The 16,966-nt window shown below is 69.9% G+C and carries 19 protein-coding genes; 10 read left to right on the top strand and 9 right to left on the bottom strand.

The window, feature by feature from the left end; all coding sequences use genetic code 11:
- Positions 1-119: 119 nt before the first annotated feature.
- Both aroB and AB5T46_RS17090 read right to left on the bottom strand, forming a co-directional pair.
- The gene (gene aroB, locus AB5T46_RS17085) at positions 120-1,220 is read right to left on the bottom strand and encodes a 3-dehydroquinate synthase (protein WP_370565262.1); all 1,101 of its coding nucleotides are present in this window, start codon (positions 1,218-1,220) and stop codon (positions 120-122) included.
- Entirely contained in the window at positions 1,217-1,783 is a 567-nt protein-coding gene (locus tag AB5T46_RS17090) for a shikimate kinase (RefSeq protein WP_370565263.1), read from the bottom strand. The genes aroB and AB5T46_RS17090 overlap by 4 nt, the downstream gene beginning before the upstream one ends.
- Positions 1,784-1,914: 131 nt before the next feature.
- Here AB5T46_RS17090 and AB5T46_RS17095 point away from each other — a divergent pair, with 131 nt between their 5' ends.
- Complete coding sequence (locus tag AB5T46_RS17095; protein ID WP_370565264.1) at positions 1,915-2,118, top strand: dodecin family protein; 204 nt, start codon at positions 1,915-1,917, stop codon at positions 2,116-2,118.
- Between the two features lie 197 nt (positions 2,119-2,315).
- Here AB5T46_RS17095 and AB5T46_RS17100 read toward each other — a convergent pair whose 3' ends face one another.
- A complete protein-coding gene (locus AB5T46_RS17100; RefSeq protein ID WP_370565265.1) occupies positions 2,316-3,134 on the bottom strand; it encodes a kinase in 819 nt (272 codons plus the stop codon).
- 17 nt (positions 3,135-3,151) lie between these two features.
- Here AB5T46_RS17100 and pdxH point away from each other — a divergent pair, with 17 nt between their 5' ends.
- Together pdxH and AB5T46_RS17110 are read left to right on the top strand one after the other, a co-directional pair.
- A complete protein-coding gene (gene pdxH, locus AB5T46_RS17105; protein WP_370565266.1) occupies positions 3,152-3,754 on the top strand; it encodes a pyridoxamine 5'-phosphate oxidase in 603 nt (200 codons plus the stop codon).
- Between the two features lie 125 nt (positions 3,755-3,879).
- On the top strand, positions 3,880-4,704 hold the full coding sequence (locus AB5T46_RS17110) for an ABC transporter substrate-binding protein (protein ID WP_370565282.1): 825 nt from the start codon (positions 3,880-3,882) through the stop codon (positions 4,702-4,704).
- On the opposite strand, the gene AB5T46_RS17115 is transcribed toward AB5T46_RS17110, so the two are convergent.
- The gene (locus AB5T46_RS17115) at positions 4,705-6,102 is read right to left on the bottom strand and encodes an MFS transporter (RefSeq protein WP_370565268.1); all 1,398 of its coding nucleotides are present in this window, start codon (positions 6,100-6,102) and stop codon (positions 4,705-4,707) included. It lies immediately after the preceding gene.
- 222 nt (positions 6,103-6,324) lie between these two features.
- Between AB5T46_RS17115 and AB5T46_RS17120 the strand changes: the two genes are divergently transcribed.
- Positions 6,325-6,720, top strand: coding sequence for a DoxX family protein (locus AB5T46_RS17120; RefSeq protein WP_370565269.1), 396 nt, complete (start codon positions 6,325-6,327; stop codon positions 6,718-6,720).
- 144 nt (positions 6,721-6,864) lie between these two features.
- Here the strand turns inward: AB5T46_RS17120 and AB5T46_RS17125 are convergent, their stop codons facing one another.
- The 3 genes from AB5T46_RS17125 to AB5T46_RS17135 all read right to left on the bottom strand — a co-directional run bounded on the left by AB5T46_RS17125 (position 6,865) and on the right by AB5T46_RS17135 (position 9,456).
- Positions 6,865-7,392 (bottom strand): DUF4426 domain-containing protein, encoded by a 528-nt coding sequence (locus tag AB5T46_RS17125; RefSeq protein WP_370565270.1) that lies wholly within the window; start codon positions 7,390-7,392, stop codon positions 6,865-6,867.
- A 257-nt stretch (positions 7,393-7,649) separates the two neighbouring features.
- On the bottom strand, positions 7,650-8,504 hold the full coding sequence (gene proC, locus AB5T46_RS17130) for a pyrroline-5-carboxylate reductase (RefSeq protein WP_370565271.1): 855 nt from the start codon (positions 8,502-8,504) through the stop codon (positions 7,650-7,652).
- A 232-nt stretch (positions 8,505-8,736) separates the two neighbouring features.
- Complete coding sequence (locus AB5T46_RS17135; protein WP_370565272.1) at positions 8,737-9,456, bottom strand: YggS family pyridoxal phosphate-dependent enzyme; 720 nt, start codon at positions 9,454-9,456, stop codon at positions 8,737-8,739.
- A gap of 150 nt (positions 9,457-9,606) precedes the next feature.
- On the opposite strand from AB5T46_RS17135, the gene AB5T46_RS17140 reads away from it, so the two are divergent.
- The gene (locus AB5T46_RS17140) at positions 9,607-10,644 is read left to right on the top strand and encodes a type IV pilus twitching motility protein PilT (protein ID WP_149194872.1); all 1,038 of its coding nucleotides are present in this window, start codon (positions 9,607-9,609) and stop codon (positions 10,642-10,644) included.
- 147 nt (positions 10,645-10,791) lie between these two features.
- A complete protein-coding gene (locus AB5T46_RS17145) occupies positions 10,792-11,922 on the top strand; it encodes a PilT/PilU family type 4a pilus ATPase (protein WP_370565273.1) in 1,131 nt (376 codons plus the stop codon).
- Between the two features lie 69 nt (positions 11,923-11,991).
- Here AB5T46_RS17145 and AB5T46_RS17150 read toward each other — a convergent pair whose 3' ends face one another.
- Positions 11,992-12,603, bottom strand: coding sequence for an NAD(P)H-dependent oxidoreductase (locus AB5T46_RS17150; RefSeq protein ID WP_370565274.1), 612 nt, complete (start codon positions 12,601-12,603; stop codon positions 11,992-11,994).
- Positions 12,604-12,737: 134 nt separating this feature from the next.
- On the opposite strand from AB5T46_RS17150, the gene AB5T46_RS17155 reads away from it, so the two are divergent.
- Both AB5T46_RS17155 and AB5T46_RS17160 read left to right on the top strand, forming a co-directional pair.
- Positions 12,738-13,304 (top strand): TetR/AcrR family transcriptional regulator, encoded by a 567-nt coding sequence (locus AB5T46_RS17155; RefSeq protein WP_370565283.1) that lies wholly within the window; start codon positions 12,738-12,740, stop codon positions 13,302-13,304.
- Positions 13,305-13,418: 114 nt separating this feature from the next.
- Complete coding sequence (locus tag AB5T46_RS17160; RefSeq protein ID WP_370565276.1) at positions 13,419-14,519, top strand: alanine racemase; 1,101 nt, start codon at positions 13,419-13,421, stop codon at positions 14,517-14,519.
- Positions 14,520-14,529: 10 nt separating this feature from the next.
- On the opposite strand, the gene AB5T46_RS17165 is transcribed toward AB5T46_RS17160, so the two are convergent.
- A complete protein-coding gene (locus AB5T46_RS17165) occupies positions 14,530-14,925 on the bottom strand; it encodes a hypothetical protein (protein ID WP_370565277.1) in 396 nt (131 codons plus the stop codon).
- Between the two features lie 253 nt (positions 14,926-15,178).
- On the opposite strand from AB5T46_RS17165, the gene AB5T46_RS17170 reads away from it, so the two are divergent.
- Both AB5T46_RS17170 and AB5T46_RS17175 read left to right on the top strand, forming a co-directional pair.
- Positions 15,179-15,724, top strand: a complete 546-nt coding sequence (locus AB5T46_RS17170; RefSeq protein ID WP_370565278.1) for a BON domain-containing protein — start codon at positions 15,179-15,181, stop codon at positions 15,722-15,724.
- A 491-nt stretch (positions 15,725-16,215) separates the two neighbouring features.
- Positions 16,216-16,839 carry a superoxide dismutase gene (locus AB5T46_RS17175; protein WP_370565279.1) on the top strand — a complete coding sequence of 208 codons (624 nt, stop codon included), beginning with the start codon at positions 16,216-16,218 and terminating at the stop codon, positions 16,837-16,839.
- Positions 16,840-16,966: the final 127 nt, after the last annotated feature.

Genomic DNA, 16,966 nt, shown 5'->3' on the forward strand with positions numbered 1-16,966 from the left:
ATCGTGAAGGGCTTGGCTATTGATTTGTACCGCCCGTGGCGACGGGCCTTGTCTCGTCGTAACGGAGAAGGCTGCCTGGCGCGGCATCGCGCGCATGGCGCGCTCCTACGGAGGTGCGGTTAGCTGCGCAATGCGGCGAGCACGGTGCTCTCCGGCACGTCCGACAGCACCCGCGCGCGGCCGGCGCGCTCCCAGACGATGAAGCGCAGCCCGCCGGCCTGGGCCTTCTTGTCCAGGCGCATGTGCGCGAGCAGGGATTCCGCGTCGAGACCGGCGGGAAGCGCCACCGGCAGGCCGAACCGCGTCAACAGCGCGCGCAGGCGTTCGCCGTCCTCGGGCCGCGACAGCCCCAGCGTCTCCGACAGCCGCGCCGCCAGCACCATGCCGACCGCGACCGCCTCGCCGTGATTGAGGCCGCCGTAGCCCTGCTCGGTCTCGATCGCATGGCCGAAGGTGTGGCCGAAATTCAGCAGCGCACGTTCGCCGTGCTCGAACGGGTCGCGTTCCACGATCGCCGCCTTGTGCGCGCAGCTGCGGGCGACGGCGGCGGCCAGGGCGTCGTCGTCCATCGCCAGCAGCGCGTCGGCGTGGGCGTCGAGCCAGTCGAGGAACGGCGCATCGACGATCGCGCCGTACTTCACCACTTCCGCCAGGCCCGCGCGCAGCTCGCGCGGCGGCAACGTGCGCAGCACGCCGGTGTCGGCCAGCACCGCACGCGGCGGGTGGAAGGCGCCGACCAGGTTCTTGCCCTGCGGCAGGTCGACCGCGGTCTTGCCGCCCACCGAGGAATCCACCATCGCCAGCAACGTGGTCGGCAGCTGCACGCAGTCGATGCCACGCATCCAGCAGGCCGCGGCGAAACCGGCCAGGTCGCCGACCACGCCGCCGCCGAGCGCCAGCACGCAGGCGTCGCGGCGTGCGCCGAGCGCCGCCAACGCGTCGATCGCGCGGCCGAACCAGTGCAGCGTCTTGGAGGATTCGCCGGCCGGCAGCGCGAAATGCGCCAGCGAGAGTTCCGGCCTCGCCGCGCGCAGCGCCCCGGCCACGCGGGCGGCGTACAGCGGCGCCACCGTGTCGTCGCTGAGCACCAGCGCCTGGCGCCCGCGCACCTGCGCCGCCAGCGCGGCGCCGTCGTCGAGCAGGCCGGGCGCGATGGTGATGCGGTACGGCTGCGCGCCCGCGACCTCCACCTCGATCCTGCCGGGTGCCGAAGTGCTCATGCCGACCCTGCCCGGGACCGGCCGTCGCGCGCGTCGGGCCGCTGCCAGCGCTGCTGCAGCAGGCGCCCGAGTTTCGACACCGCGGCGGTGGCTTCCAGGGTTTCGGTGTCGAAGCGCAGGTCGGCGATCTCGCGGTACAGCGGTTCGCGGATCCCGGCCAGGCGCCGCAGCACGTCCTCGCGATCGTCACCGGCCAGCAGCGGCCGCGAGCGGTCGCGCGCCAGGCGCTCGAGCTGCCGCTCGACCCCGGCGTGCAGGTGCACCACGAAGCCGCGTTCGCGCATCAGGGCACGGTTGCCGGCATCGAGCACCGCGCCGCCGCCGGTGGCCAGCACCAGTCCGGCGCGTTCGAGCACCGCCGCCAGCGCGGCGCGCTCGCGTTCGCGAAAGCCGTCCTCGCCCTCGCAGTCGAAGATCATGGTGACGCTGGCGCCGGTGCGTTCCTCGATTTCGTGGTCGAGGTCGACGAAGGCCAGGCCGAAGCGGCTGGCCAGCCGTCGGCCGACCGAGGACTTTCCGGCGCCCATCGGCCCGACCAGAACGAGATTGGGAGCGGGGTTCATGAAGGCGATGCTAGCAGCGTGCGGACACTTTAGCGTCGCCGTCACGTCGTATTCGCGCCATGGTTACGAACGCGCGTGCACTTTGGTTGTTCTGGCGCCCGGCGCCGCCAACATCCGGTTCGGGAGGACGCATGTCTGTTGCGAAAGTCATCGAGATCAATGCCGCATCCGCCACCAGCATCGAGGATGCCGTCAAGCAGGGACTGAAGAAGACGTCCGAGTCAGTGAAACGCATCCGCGGCGTCTGGGTCAGCGAGATCAAGGCGGCAGTCGGCGACAACGGCGACATCGAGGAGTGGCGGGTGAACCTGCGCATTACCTTCGTGGTGGAGTGAGCGCCGCGCCAGGCAGCCCTTTCCGCCGCAGCGAAGCATGGGCCGTCGCCACGGGCGGTGTCGGTGAATAGCTCGCACCTCGAGCCAACGGGTGAGGTTTTGGCTCATCGTGAAGGGCTTGGCTATTGATTGACACCGCCCGTGGCGACGGGGCTAGTCTCACCGCAACGGAGGAGGCTGCCTGGCGCGGCGCGCTCCTACGGTGCGACATTGGGGACGCGGTCGGCCGATAGCCCGACCGTCCACTGCGCGATCGTCGGCAGCGTGCGCAGCGCCTGGCGGCTGACGCGCTCGTAGTGCTGCACGAAACGTTCGACCTCCGCGCGCGACATCGCCCGGCGCCGCGGTTGCGCAGCTTGCAGTGCCCGTTCCTGCTGCCACCGCCACTCCGGCACGATGTCGAAGCCGGGCGGCCGCAGGAACAGGAGGCGGTCGATGCGGCGCCATAGCCGCGGATAGTCGCGTGCGAGCGCGCGGTTGCAGTGGCGCCGCCAGACGCCGTCGCGATCCTCGTTGCGTTCCAGCCCGTTGACCGGTTCCGCCAAAGCCGCGTCGTCTTCGGCCGGCGTGCCCAGGCACCATCCCTCGAAGATCGTCAGCCTCGCTCCCTCGACGCATGGCCAGTCGCCCCGCGGCAGGCGCGCGTCGGCGATCTTGTCGAATCGCGGGAGTGCGACCTCGGCGCCAGCGCGCAGTGCGTCCAGGGTCGCGCAGGCCAGGGCGAGATCGTGCGTGCCCGGCGGGCCGCGGGTGGCGAGTAGGGGGTGGACATCGCGGGCGAGGGCGGCGCGGGCGTCGCGGTCGAGATAGAAGTCGTCGAGCGAGACCGTCGCCGTGCGGATCCCGCGCGCCTGCGCCCGTGCCGTCACCTGCGCGGCGAGCGTCGACTTGCCGCTGCCCTGCAGTCCGCAGATGCCGTAGATGCGGGCGCCGGACGCCAGCGCGTCGTCGAGCACCCGCGCCACGAAGGCATCGGCGAAACCGTTGCCGGACGTCGGGTGCGGGGACGGCGCCATCGCGCCACAATAGCGCAATGACCGATGCCGACCTCTACGCCGAAGCGCTGTCCACCTTCGATGCGCTGTTCGACCAGGCGCAGGCCGCGGGTGAGCCCGACCGCACCGCGATGACCCTCGCCACGGCCACGCTCGACGCCCGGCCGTCGGCGCGGATCGTGCTGCTGAAGGCGCACGATGCGCGGGGCTTCGTGTTCTACACCCACCTCGACGGACGCAAGGGGCTCGAGCTGCAGGCCAACCCGCACGCGGCGCTGCTGTTCTACTGGCCGCGCGTGCGCGGCGGCGTGCAGGTGCGGATCGAGGGGACGGTGGCGCTGGTCGACGACGCCGAAGCCGATGCCTATTTCGCCGAACGCCCGCGCGGCAGCCAGCTCGGCGCCTGGGCCTCGAAACAGTCGGAAGCGCTGGACACGCGCGAGGTGTTCGAGCGGCAGCTGGCCGACCGCACGCGCGAATTCGACGGCCGCGCGGTGCCGCGTCCGCCGCGCTGGAGCGGCCTGCGCGTCCGCCCGCAGCGGATCGAATTCTGGTACGCCGGCGCGTACCGCCTGCACGAGCGCCAGCTGTACGTCTGCGACCGTGCCGGCGAGTGGTCCAAGCGGATGCTGTATCCATGAAGAGCCGGGAGTCGGGATTGGGGATTCGGGATTCGCAAAGGCGGGGGAGGCCGGTCGTCGGCGCGTCGTCCGGGCGGCCTGTGGCAGGGCCGGATGCGGAAGGCTCCGCTCTTGCCCCATCCCGAATCCCCAATCCCGAATCCCGGCGGCCCGCAGGGCCGCGCCGCATCGTCTGCCTGACCGAGGAGCCGACCGAGACGCTGTATGCGCTCGGCGAGCAGGACCGCATCGTCGGCATCAGCGGCTTCACCGTGCGTCCGCCCCGGGCGCGGAAGGAAAAGCCGAAGGTCAGCGCGTTCACCAGCGCCAGGATCGACGAGATCCTGAAGCTGCGGCCGGACCTGGCGATCGGGTTCTCCGACATCCAGGCCGACATCGCCGCCGAGCTGGTGCGCAACGGCGTTGAGGTGTGGATCAGCAACCACCGCAGCGTCGAGGGCATCCTCGACTACGTGCGCCGGCTCGGGGCGCTGGTCGGGGCCGGGCCGCGCGCCGATGCCTACGCGGACGAACTGCGGCGCGGACTCGATGCGGTCGCGGCGGAGTCGGCGCGTCTGCCGCGGCGGCCGAAGGTGTACTTCGAGGAATGGGACGAGCCGCCGATCACCGGTATCCGCTGGGTCGCCGAACTGATCCGCATCGCCGGCGGCGACGACGTGTTCCCGGAACTGGCGGCCGAGCCGCTGGCGAAGCAGCGCATCCTCGCCGACGGCGCCGAGGCGGCCCGGCGCGCGCCGGACATCGTGCTCGGGTCGTGGTGCGGCAAGCGTTTCCGGCCGGAGAAGGTGGCCGCGCGGCCGGGCTGGGCGGCGGTGCCGGCGGTGCGCGACGGCGAGCTGCACGAGATCAAGTCGCCGCTGATCCTGCAGCCCGGCCCGGCGGCGCTGACCGACGGCGTGCGCGCGATCGCCGCCATCGTGCAGGCCTGGGCCGCGCGCCGCGCGCGCTGATCAGGCCGGCGCGCGAGTGCGCCCGGCGAGCGCGGCGCCGACGGCCGCCAGCGCGCAGGTCAGCGCGAAACTCAGGCCGAATGCCAGCGCCGGCGCGCGCGTGAGCAATGTCGCCACCACCGAACCGCTCACCGCCAGCACCGTGGCGATGGCCAGCGCATCGGCCAGCTGCAGGGCGGAACTGTTGCGGCCCTGTTCCGCCGGCGCCGACAGCGCCAGAGTGAGCACCGACAGGCTGGGGTAGGTCACCCCCATGCCCAGGCCGGTCAGCGTCCAGCCCATGAGGGCCAGTGCCACGCCGCCGGGCAGTACCAGTCCCAGCGGCACCAGTGCGATGCCGGCGGCCATCAGTGCCAGGCCGACCCGCAGCAGCGCGGCGCGCGTCCACGGCCGCGTCGTGTGGCCCTGGTACCAGGAACCCAGCGACCAACCCAGGGCACCCACGCTCAGACCCACCCCGGCCCACGCCGGCGACAGCCCGAACTCGCGCGACAGCATCAGCGGGATGAATACCTCGGTGCCGAAGAACGCCGCGCTGGCCAGCGCGCGCAGCGCGATCACGCTGGGCAGCCCACGCCGCAGGCCGAAGCTGCCGGCCGGCAGCAGCCGCCGCGCCGCGAGCAGCAGCCCGCCGAGGGACAGCGCCAGCAGGGCGAAGCCGAACGCATCGTGGCGCTGCGCCGCCAGGTGCAGGATGCAGGCGCTGACGGCCGCGAGCACCGCCCATTGCAGGCGACGGCCGCCGTCCGGCGCATCGGCCGCCTGCGCGGCAGCCAGCCCGCGCAGCCCTGGTCGCATCAACCATGCCGCCGGTACCGCCAGCAGCGGCACCGCCAGGAACACCCAGCGCCAGCCCAGGTGCTGGACCATCAGCCCGCTGATGGCCGGGCCGATCAGCGACGGCACCACCCAGGCTGCCGAGAACGCCGCGAATACGCGCGGCCGCAGTGCGACCGGATAGGTCCGTCCGACCACCACGTAGACCGCGACCGACAGCGCGCCGGCGCCGAAGCCCTGCACGATCCGGCCGGCCAGCAGCATCGCCATGTTCGCCGACAGCCCGGCGATCAGCAGGCCGGCGACGAACCAGGCCACCCCGCGCCACAGCACCGGTGCCGGACCGCGCGCATCGGCACCGCGTCCGGCGGTGACCATGCCGACCACGCTCGCCGCCAGCGTGCCGCCGAACGCGAGCGCATACAGCGGCAGTCCGTCCAGCGCCTGGGCCACGGTCGGCATCGCGGTGGCGACCGCCAGCGCCTCGAACGCCACCAGCGACACCAGGGCTACCATGCCGATCGTCAACGTCCGGTAGCGCGGCGACAGCACGCCTTCCGGTCGTCCGAGAGCGGCTGCGCCGTCTGGCGCCGGCACCTCGACATCATCCTGCGTCTGCATTCGGCACCTCGGGAAAGACAGGTGCGCAGCTTAGGACCTCGAGTCCACTTGAGATCAATGTGCCTGTTGGGCAGGAAAGACGGATGGACCCCAGCTCGTGCCGGGATGGCGGGCAATCTTGCCGGCTCCTGCCTGCGATTCCCAGGCCGCCCGACGCGCAAGGCAGTTCCCATCGACCGGCACGCCTGCGATCATCGCCGCTTCCTTTCCCGGAGCGATGCGATGAACCAGGCGGCAATGCAGGATCTGGCCAAGCTGTTGTTGCGCATTACGCTGGGCGCGTTGATCCTGTTGCACGGCATCGCCAAGCTGCAGAACGGGCTCGAGCAGATCGAGTCGCTGCTGCGGATGCACGGCTGGCCGACGTTCTTCGCCTACGGCGCACTGGTCGGCGAGGTGCTGGCGCCGCTGATGCTGATCGTCGGCTTCCATGCCCGCATCGGCGCGGTGCTGGTGGCGCTGCACATGCTGTTCGCGCTTTGGCTGGTGCACTTGGGACAGCTCGGCCAGCTGAACGCCCAGGGCGGCTGGGCGCTGGAACTGCAGGCCATGTTCCTGGTCGCCGCGGTCACGGTCGCGCTGCTGGGGCCCGGGCGCTTCTCGGTCAACGCGCGCTGACGCCGCCCGGGCCGCGCCGCGGACCGCTCGGTCCGATTTGGATCGATGCTTGCCGGTCACGGCGGCCCGCGCGTAGAGCGGAGCTTGCTCCGCTGCTCCAGCCCCCGGCTCCAGATCAGTCGAGCGAACCCGCCGCGTGTCCGTTCATTGCGGATAGACGTCGCGGCTGAAGCGCAGCTCCGAGCGCACGCCGTCCTCGGTCACGATCTCCAGGTCGAAGCGCAGGGTATCCGGCGGGGTAACGCGGACGATGCCGACGTAGTCGAGCAGCACCTGTTCCGGATCCGACCCGGCGTCGCCGCTGCGCACCTCGCGCAGCTCCAGCGGCTGGCGCACGCCGCGGAGGTCGATGACGTTGCCCCGGATCCGCGCCGGCAGCGCCGTTTCCTGGCGCTCCGGCCCCTCGCGCACGCCGACCAGCAGCAACACGCTGCGCGGGCTGCGTTCGATGCCGTACTGTCGTGCCACGGCCTCGTTCAACGTCGCCGTGGGCACCACGCTGGCACGGACGGTGACGTCGCCGGCGCGCACCACCGCCTCCCGGCGGCTCTGCGCAGCGCGATCGTCAGGCGGCCCCGGCGCGACGCCGCAGGCGGACAGCGCCATCGCCAGCAGCATCGCGGCCACCGCAACTCGGCCGATCGCCGCCGCCGATCCGTAGGAGCGCGCCATGCGCGCGATGCCGCGCCAGGCAGCCCTTTCCGCCGCAGTGAAGCATGGGCCGTCGCCACGGGCGGTGTCGGTGAATAGCCCGCACTTCGAACCAACGGGTGAGATTCTGGTCCATCGAGCTTGGCTATTCATTTGCACCGCCCGTGGCGACGGGGATTGTCTCACCGCAACGGAGAAGGCTGCCTGGCGCGGCATCGCGCGCATGGCGCGCTCCTACGAGAGCGGTGTTGATCGCTGCGATGCGACCGCGGCTCAGCTCAGTCATTGGCCGCCGACAGCTCGCCGCCGCGGACAGTCGCATTACGGATCGCCTGCGCCGCAAGCGCGCGCAGGCCGCCGGCCTCGAACGTCTCCACCGCGGCGTGGGTGGTGCCGCCGGGCGAGGTCACGCGGCGGCGCAGCTCGGCCGGCGACTCGCCGGACTCGGTGAGCATGCGCGCGGCGCCGAGCACCGTCTGCAGCACCAGTGTGCGGGCGGCGTCGGCGGGCAGGCCTTCGGCCTTCGCCGCCTCTTCCATCGCCTCGGCCAGCAGGAACACGTAGGCCGGGCCGCTGCCGGAGACCGCGGTCACGGCGTCCATCTTCGCTTCGTCGTCGATCCAGACGGTGGTGCCGGCGGACGCCAGCAGCGCCTCGGCCCGCGCGCGGCCCGCGGCATCGACCAGCGGATTGGCATACAGCCCGGTGACACCGGCGCCGAGCAGGGCGGGGGTGTTGGGCATGGTGCGCACCACGGCCATGTCGCCGCCGAGCCAGCGGTCGAGCTGCGCCGAGGTGATGCCTGCGGCGATCGAGATCGCCAGCGGCCGCTCGGCGCGGGCCTTGTCGCCCAGCGTCGCGCAGACCTCGCGCATCACCTGCGGCTTGACCGCGAACACCCAGGCGTCGGCGCCGTCGACCGCCGTGCCGGCATCGGCGAACACCGACACGCCGAAATCGGCGGCCAGGCCCTGGCGAGTGGCCTCGTTCGGTTCGGCGACGCGGACCGTCGCCGGCGCCGCGCCGTTGGCGATCAATCCACCGATCAGGCTGCGGGCCATGTTGCCGCCGCCGATGAAGGCGACGGTGCCGGGCGCGGCGGGCGAAGGGCGGTGGTCGGTTGCTGTGGACATGGAGTGCGATCCGGTACGTGCCGACCGCCTAGAATGCCTGACCGACCGCGGGAACGCACACCGCCGGTCGTTTCGTAGGAGCGCGCCATGCGCGCGATACCGCGGGCATGTCTTCGTCCGCGGATTCCGGTGACCGGCGCGCCTGCCGGTCCAGAAGCGCGGCATCCACCGGATCCTGCCGGCACCCGCGGCATCGCGCGCATGGCGCGCTCCTACGAGGGCCGGGTGCGATTCACCGTGTGCGGCCGTTCCCACGCGGCCCGAACAGCGCCGTCCCCACCCGCACCAGGGTCGCGCCCTCGGCGACCGCCTGTTCGAGATCATCGCTCATGCCCATCGACAGCGTGTCGACGCCTGAATGCGTTGCGGCCAGCGCACCGAACAACGCCCTCATCCGTGCGAAGGCGGCGCGGCGGCGCTCCGGATCCGGGTGCGGCGCCGGGATCGCCATCAGCCCGCGCAGCGCCAGTCCCGATTCGGCGGCGATCGTGGCGGCCAGAGCCGGCACGTCCTCCGGGCGGCAGCCGTGCTTGCTGTCCTCATCGTCGATGTTGACCTGCACCAGCGCATTCAGCGGCGCGTGCTGCGGCGGGCGATGGCGCGCCAGCGCGGCGGCCAGCTTCGGCCGGTCGATCGTCTGTACCCAGTCGAACAGCTCGGCCGCCTGCTTCGCCTTGTTCGACTGCAGATGGCCGATCAGGTGCCACTCGATCGGCCGGCCGGCGAGCGCTTGGATCTTGCCGGCCGCTTCCTGTACGTAGTTCTCGCCGAAGCCCGGACGCGGCTCGCCCCGCGCCATACGCAGCGCACACAGCGCGTCGATCTCGCCGGCGTCGCGGGTCTTGCCGACCGCCAGCAGCGCCGGCGCTGGCCGGTCCGCACGGCGGGCGGCGTTGACGATCCTGAGAGTCACGGCCTGTAGCCGCTGGGCGAGTTCGGTGTCCTGGGGCATCGGCGGGAGTGCCGGCGTGCGGCCGGCCAGTTGTTTGCGGGCTGGATTTGTGACGCGAGTAGAGGGCTATACTGCCGCCCGGGGGTAGGCTGGGCCAGCCTTGGCGCTGGTCCGGGCTTCATCGATACAGTTGCTGTGCAGGGGACACGCATGGATATCGCCGAACTGTTGGCGTTCTCGGTCAAGAACAAGGCATCGGACCTGCATCTGTCGGCGGGACTTCCGCCGATGATCCGCGTCGATGGCGACGTACGCCGCATCAACATCCCGGCGCTCGACCACAAGCAGGTGCACGCGCTGGTGTACGACATCATGTCGGACAAGCAGCGCCGCGACTACGAGGAATTCCTCGAGGTCGATTTCTCGTTCGAGATTCCCGGCCTGGCGCGTTTCCGCGTCAATGCCTTCAACCAGAACCGCGGCGCCGGGGCGGTGTTCCGCACCGTGCCCTCGGAAGTGCTGACGCTGGAGGACCTCGGCTGCCCGCCGGTGTTCCGGCAGCTGATCGACCAGCCGCAGGGCCTGATCCTGGTGACCGGCCCGACCGGCTCGGGCAAGTCGACCACGCTCGCGGCGATGGTCGACCACATCAACAAGAGCGAATACGGGCACCTGCTGACCATCGAGGACCCGATCGAGTTCGTGCACACCGCGCAGAAGTGCCTGATCAACCAGCGCGAAGTGCACCGCGACACCCACGGCTTCAACGAGGCGCTGCGCTCGGCGCTGCGCGAGGATCCCGACTACATCCTGGTCGGCGAGATGCGCGACATCGAGACCATCCGCCTGGCGCTGACCGCCGCCGAGACCGGCCACCTGGTGTTCGCCACCCTGCATACCTCGAGCGCGGCCAAGACCATCGACCGCATCATCGACGTGTTCCCCGCCGGCGAGAAGCCGATGGTGCGCTCGATGCTGTCCGAGTCGCTGCGCGCGGTGATCAGCCAGGCCCTGCTGAAGAAGGTCGGCGGCGGCCGCACCGCGGCCTGGGAGATCATGGTCGGCACCCCGGCCATCCGCAACCTGATCCGCGAGGACAAGGTGGCGCAGATGTACTCGGCCATCCAGACCGGCCAGCAGATGGGCATGATGACCCTCGACCAGCACCTGCAGGACCTGGTCAAGCGCGGCCTGGTCACGCGCGCGCAGGCCAAGGACTATGCGAAGGACAAGCGTCTTTTCGAGTGATCGAAAAGACGCGGGAATCGGGAGTGGGGAATCGGGAATGGTTGAAGCAACTGCAACAGTAGCCCTTCCTTCCTCCGCTATCCCGGGCTCCCGCTCTTACGATTCCCGATTCTCCATTCCCGATTCCCGGCTCCGCAGGAGCACTCCATGAGCAGCATCGATTTCACCTCGTTCCTCAAGCTGATGGCGCACCAGAAGGCGTCGGACCTGTTCATCACCGCCGGCATGCCGCCGTCGATCAAGGTCCACGGCAAGATCTCGCCGATCACCCAGAACCCGCTCACGCCGCAGCAGTCGCGCGACCTGGTGCTCAACGTGATGTCGCCGCCGCAGCGCGAGGAGTTCGAGAAGACCCACGAGTGCAACTTCGCCATCGGCGTGTCCGGCGTGGGCAGGTTCCGCGTGTCGTGCTTCTACCAGCGCAACCAGGTCGGCATGGTGCTGCGCCGGATCGAGACCAAGATCCCGACCATCGAGGAGCTCAACCTGCCGCCGATCATCAAGACCCTGGCGATGACCAAGCGCGGCATCATCATCTTCGTCGGCGCCACCGGCACCGGCAAGTCGACCTCGCTGGCGTCGATGATCGGCTACCGCAACCAGAACTCGACCGGCCACATCATCACCATCGAGGACCCGATCGAGTTCGTGCACAAGCACGAGGGCTGCATCATCACCCAGCGCGAGGTCGGCATCGACACCGACAGCTGGGAGAACGCGCTCAAGAACACCCTGCGCCAGGCGCCGGACGTGATCATGATCGGCGAGGTGCGCACCCGCGAGGGCATGGATCACGCCATCGCCTTCGCCGAGACCGGCCACCTGGTGCTGTGCACCCTGCATGCCAACAACGCCAACCAGGCGATGGACCGCATCATCAACTTCTTCCCCGAGGACCGCCGCGGCCAGCTGCTGATGGACCTCTCGCTCAACCTCAAGGGCGTCGTCGCCCAGCAGCTGATCCCGACCCCGGACGGCAAGGCCCGCCGCGTCGCCATGGAGATCATGCTCGGCACCCCGCTGGTGCAGGACTACATCCGCGACGGCGAGATCCACAAGCTCAAGGACATCATGAAGGAGTCCACCAACCTCGGCATGAAGACCTTCGACCAGGCCCTGTTCGAGCTCTACCAGGCCGGCGAGATCTCCTACGAGGACGCCCTGCGCTACGCCGACTCCGCCAACGAGGTCCGCCTGCGCATCAAGCTCGCCCAGGGCGGCGACGCGCGCACGCTGTCGCAGGGCTTGGACGGGGTGGAGGTCGCCGAGGCGAACTGACCGGTTCCGGCAACGCCGCGAGAGCGTGCAGGTTGGGGTGAGCGCAGCGTACCCAACGTGTCGCCGCTCTCAGGCTGCTTCGCATTGCCTGGGTGCATTGAAGAGACGACGTCCGATGGTGCGTGCGGCGTCCAGATGCGCGCGCGGATCCTGTGTCTCGGACTCGAGCAGGAGTTCGGACGTTGCGACGCACGCGCCGCAGTAGTCGAATATCCCGTGATCGATCTGCGTCTTCATGGCGCCGGAATAGCCGTGCCGCGCATAGGTCCGCGCGTCGGCCCCCGCGATGGCGACGAGGTCGACCCGCAGGTGGCGAAGCTTTTTCACCAGCCCGGTCTCCGGGCCGAAATCGAAAGCCCAGCCATTGGCGAACACGCGATCGATCCATCCCTTCAGAAGCCCCGGCATCGACCACCAGTAGACGGGGTAGACCAGCACCAGGGCATCCGCCCGGTCGATCCTCGCCTGCTCGGCAGCGACGTCGGCGGGCGGCAGCGCCTGGCTGCGGTGGACGGCGAGATCCGCCGCGGTGAACCTCGGGTCGAAGCCTTCCGCCGCGAGGTCCGCGATCTCATAGGAATGGCCGGGGCCGGACAACGACACGCCTTCGGCAATCTGCGCGGCGATGCCATGGCTGAGCGATGCGGGTTCGGGGTGAGCGACAACGATAAGCGCGTGCATGCGGGGCGACTCCTGTTGACGGATGGCGGGCCAAGCGCGAAGCTTGTATACCAATAGTAAGTTACGTTTAGTAGGTTATCGTGTCAAGCGCCCAGGACAAACAACACCCCGCGAACCCGCCGCCGCGCCGCCGCCTGTCCAGGGAGGAACGGCACCGCCAGCTCCTGGACATGGCGTGGCGGTTGATCCGGGAGAAAGGCACGGATGCCTTGACCTTGGGTCGGCTGGCCGAACTGGCGGGGGTGACCAAGCCCGTGGTGTACGACCACTTCCAGACACGATCCGGCCTGCTGGCGGCGCTTTACCTGGAGTTCGACGCAAGCCAGACGGCGCTCATGGACGCCGCGCTCCACGCGAGCGAACCGACCCTGGCGAGCAGGGCAGGGGTCATCGCGTCTTCCTATGTCGATTGCGTGCTTCTCCAGGGCCGCGAAATCCCGGGCGTGACCGCGGCACTGGCCGGTTCGCCGGAACTGGAACGGGTCAAGCGGGAATGGGAAACTGGATTCATGGACAAGTGCCGGGCCGTCCTCGCTCCGTTCACCGGGACGGGGGCGATCGCAACGGCGGGCCTGCGGGCGATGCTCGGTGCGGCCGAGGCCCTGTCCTATGCGGCCGCGGCCGGAGAGATCACGGCCGAGCAGGCGAAGGACGAACTCTTCGCAACCATCGTCGCGATGGTGGATAGAAGCCGCACGTAGCTGATATCGCGCGAGTTGGCGCGGTATCGGGGTTCTCTGCGCCCGTCCCGACCTATGCGACTACATGCGTCGTCGACGTATGTGAAACTCTGCACTCCGCCGCCGCAGATGGCCATGGCCATGTCGTTCCCGTCCTCACTGTCCGAGCCGGTTCTCCTGCTCGACGAAGCGCGCGTTCGCCACAACCTGAAGCGCATGGCCGAGCGTGCCGCCGCTGCCGGGGTCCGCCTTCGGCCGCATTTCAAGACGCACCAGAGCCATACGGTTGGCCGCTGGTTCCGCGAGCTTGGGGTCGAGGCGATCACCGTCTCCTCCCTGTCCATGGCGGAATACTTCGTCGCCGACGGCTGGCGCGACATCACGCTGGCGTTTCCGTTCCATCCGGGGATGCGCGATCGGGTCGATGCGCTGGCCCCGCGCACCGCATTCGGGATCGTCCTGGCCGATCCGCAGGCGTTGGACGGTGTGCGATTTTCCACGCGCGTGGACGCGTGGCTGAAGATCGACGTCGGCAGCCGCCGCACCGGTTTCGATCCCGAGGACCTCGACGTCCTGCGTGACCTGGCCGCGGCGCTCGCCGGGCGCGACGACATCCGCCTGCGCGGCCTGCTCGCCCATGCCGGCCACAGTTACGACGCGCGCGGCGGGCAGGCGATCGCCGCCGTGCATGCCGAGACGCTGGGCCTGCTCGGCCGCCTGCGCGATGACCTGGCCGACATTTCCGGCCCGCTGGAACTGTCCGTGGGCGATACGCCCACCTGTTCCACGGTCGGCGCTTTCCCGGGGGTGGACGAGATCCGCCCCGGCAACTACGTCTTCTACGATCTGTCGCAGTGGCAGATCGGCGCCTGCGCGGTGGAGGACATCGCCGTGGCGATGGCCTGTCCGGTGGTGGCGCGCCATCCGGCCCGCGGCGAGCTGGTGGTCCATGGTGGCGCGGTGCATTTTTCCAAGGACGCGATGGACTTCGACGGGCAACGCATCTTCGGCCTGGCGGTGGAGGCCGCGCCCGACGGCTGGGGCGCGCTGCGCCCCGAGATCCGGCTGGTCCGGCTGTCGCAGGAGCACGGCATCGTCGCTGCGCCCGACGAGGTGATCGCTCGCACCCGTCCCGGCGAGACGTTGTTGTTCCTGCCGGTGCACTCGTGTCTCACCGCGGACGCGATGGGGCGCTACCTCACCCTGACGGGCGAACCCGTCGAGATGACGGGATAGCCGCGTCGGCTCATTCGTGCTGCAGGCGCATGCTCACACCCTCGACGCTGTTGCTGACGAGGATGAGGTCGAAATAGGGCGTCTCGCGGCGCCGCTTCACCAGCACGTCTTCGCCGTCGTCGCTTTCGACGCGATAGCCTTCGCCGAGCCGCGCATACAGGCCGTCGCGGATCAGCTCTGCGACCTCGTTCTCGCCGGCGATCCTGGGGATCAGGATCTCAATATCGGTGGGCACGCCGCCCACCGGGGCCACGCGCAGCACGATCGCGCCGTTGGAATGGGCGCCGCCGCTGATCTCGATCCGCCACTTGTTTGAGGGCTCGGCCAGCGCCTCGCCCAGCCAGAGCAGCGGCAGCAGCGCGAGCGCCGGCAAACCGCGTCGGAAACCGCCAGTGATCTTCGCCATGAGGCCTCCACAGGGTCGTCGACGATGGTCATCTAAGTCCCGGCCGCAACAACGTGGGGTGAAGGGTCGGGATGTGGCGGCCGTCCGTTTATCGACGCGACGGGAGGAGAGGAGGGCGTGTTTAGGAAACCCTGGTGCGCATTGCGCTGGGATCGGGTGCAGCGATCTTCGCGCGGCTTTTTCGGACCGGCTGGCAAGATCGTGTCGCACGTGCGGTCATTGCCGGCCTCGGGTGCGGGCTTGCCGATCCAAGATGCCTGCGCCGCCGATGGATGACCGCTCGCCGGTGCCATTCATTCCGATCGGAGAGACATTCATGAATACCGTATTCAGACTGGTCGCCACCTTCGCCGCCGGTGCGGCCGCGATGTACTACCTCGATCCCACCGTCGGCCGCCGCCGGCGCGCCCTGGCGCGCGACCAGGCGGTGTCCGCCTGCCATGACGCCGAGCACTTCGCGCGCGCCAAGTCCAAGCGCGCGGCCGATCGCGTGCACGGCGTGCTCGCCGAGACGCGCTCGAGGATGGCCGCGCAGCCGGTCGACGACGATCGCTTGCAGGAGCGGGTGCGCGCCAAGCTCGGCCATGTGATCGACCAATCCGGCGCCGTGGAGGTGAAGGTGCACGACGGCCGCGTGGTGTTGAGCGGCGAGGTGTCGGAAGCGGAGCTCGAGGAGGCGGTGCGGGCCGTGTCGGCGATGCGGGGCGTGGAGGGCGTCGAAAACCGGCTGTCGCCGATTCCGCGCGGCGACCGGAGCAAAGGGGTTGGCGACGAGCCGAGCCCGAACGTGCCGCACTAGGATCCAGGATCGCGGGTGGCGTTCGTCCCGAATGCGATCGGGACGGCGTGTAGGAGCGCGCCATGCGCGCGATGCCGCGGGCGCTTCCGGTGTCGGCCATCGGCGGTTCCTGCGCGAGCCGGAAGGCGCGTCGGTGCCCGGAATCCCGTGGCGGCGAAGTACCCGCGTTATCGCGCGCATGGCGCGCTCCTACGGAAGGGCATCGGGTGATCGTCCGCCGATGCGGCACGCGCTTCCCTATGTCGCCGCCCGCGTGCGGCGGCGGACGCGCTCGGCCAGGCCCTGTGCGTCGAAGGGTGCGCGTCGTGAAGCGGCCTTGCCGTCGACCGGAGCGGTGGTCGCAGGTCCGGGCGGCATGGCCGCACCGGCGCTACCGGCCGACAGCGGGCCTGCATGTCCGCGGTGCAATGGACCGTTCCCGCGGGCTTGATGCTGTTTTTACTCCATCCGTAGCACAATGACCGACTTCTTCCACCGGACCGGAGACCGCAATGGCCCACACCCTCCCCGAACTGCCGTACGCCTACGACGCGCTCGAGCCGCACATCGACGCGCAGACGATGGAGATCCATCACAGCAAGCACCACCAGACCTATGTCAACAGCCTCAACGATGCGGTCAAGGACACCGACTACGCCGACACGCCGGTCGAGGCGCTGATCGCCGACATCGATGCGCTGCCGGAGAAGATCCGCAAGGCGGTGCGCAACCACGGCGGCGGCCATGCCAACCATTCGCTGTTCTGGACGGTGATGTCCACCGACGGCGGCGGCAAGCCGGGCGGCGAGGTGGCTGCGCGCATCGAGAGCGACCTGGGCGGTTTCGAGGCCTTCAAGGACGCCTTCACCAATGCCGCGAAGGGTCGCTTCGGTAGCGGCTGGGCGTGGCTGGTGGTCGGCAAGGACGGCAAGCTCGCCGTCGAGGACACCGCCAACCAGGACAACCCGCTGATGAAGGGCATCGGCTCCGGCAGCACGCCGATCCTGGGCCTGGACGTGTGGGAGCACGCCTACTACCTGAAGTACCAGAACCGCCGTCCGGACTACATCTCGGCGTTCTTCAACGTCATCGACTGGAACGAGGTCGAGCGGCGCTACCGGGCCGCCGTCGGCTGACCCTGCGGCGTCCATACGATCCGGAAGCCGGGGCTCGCCCCGGCTTTTTTTTGGCCTGCTCCCCGGTCCTCGTCGCACCCCTGCTCTTGTGGGAGTGGGGGGGGGGGGGGGGGGGGAACCCCCCCAG

It is taken from the genome of Luteimonas salinilitoris, assembly GCF_041300785.1.
GTDB lineage: Bacteria > Pseudomonadota > Gammaproteobacteria > Xanthomonadales > Xanthomonadaceae > Luteimonas > Luteimonas salinilitoris.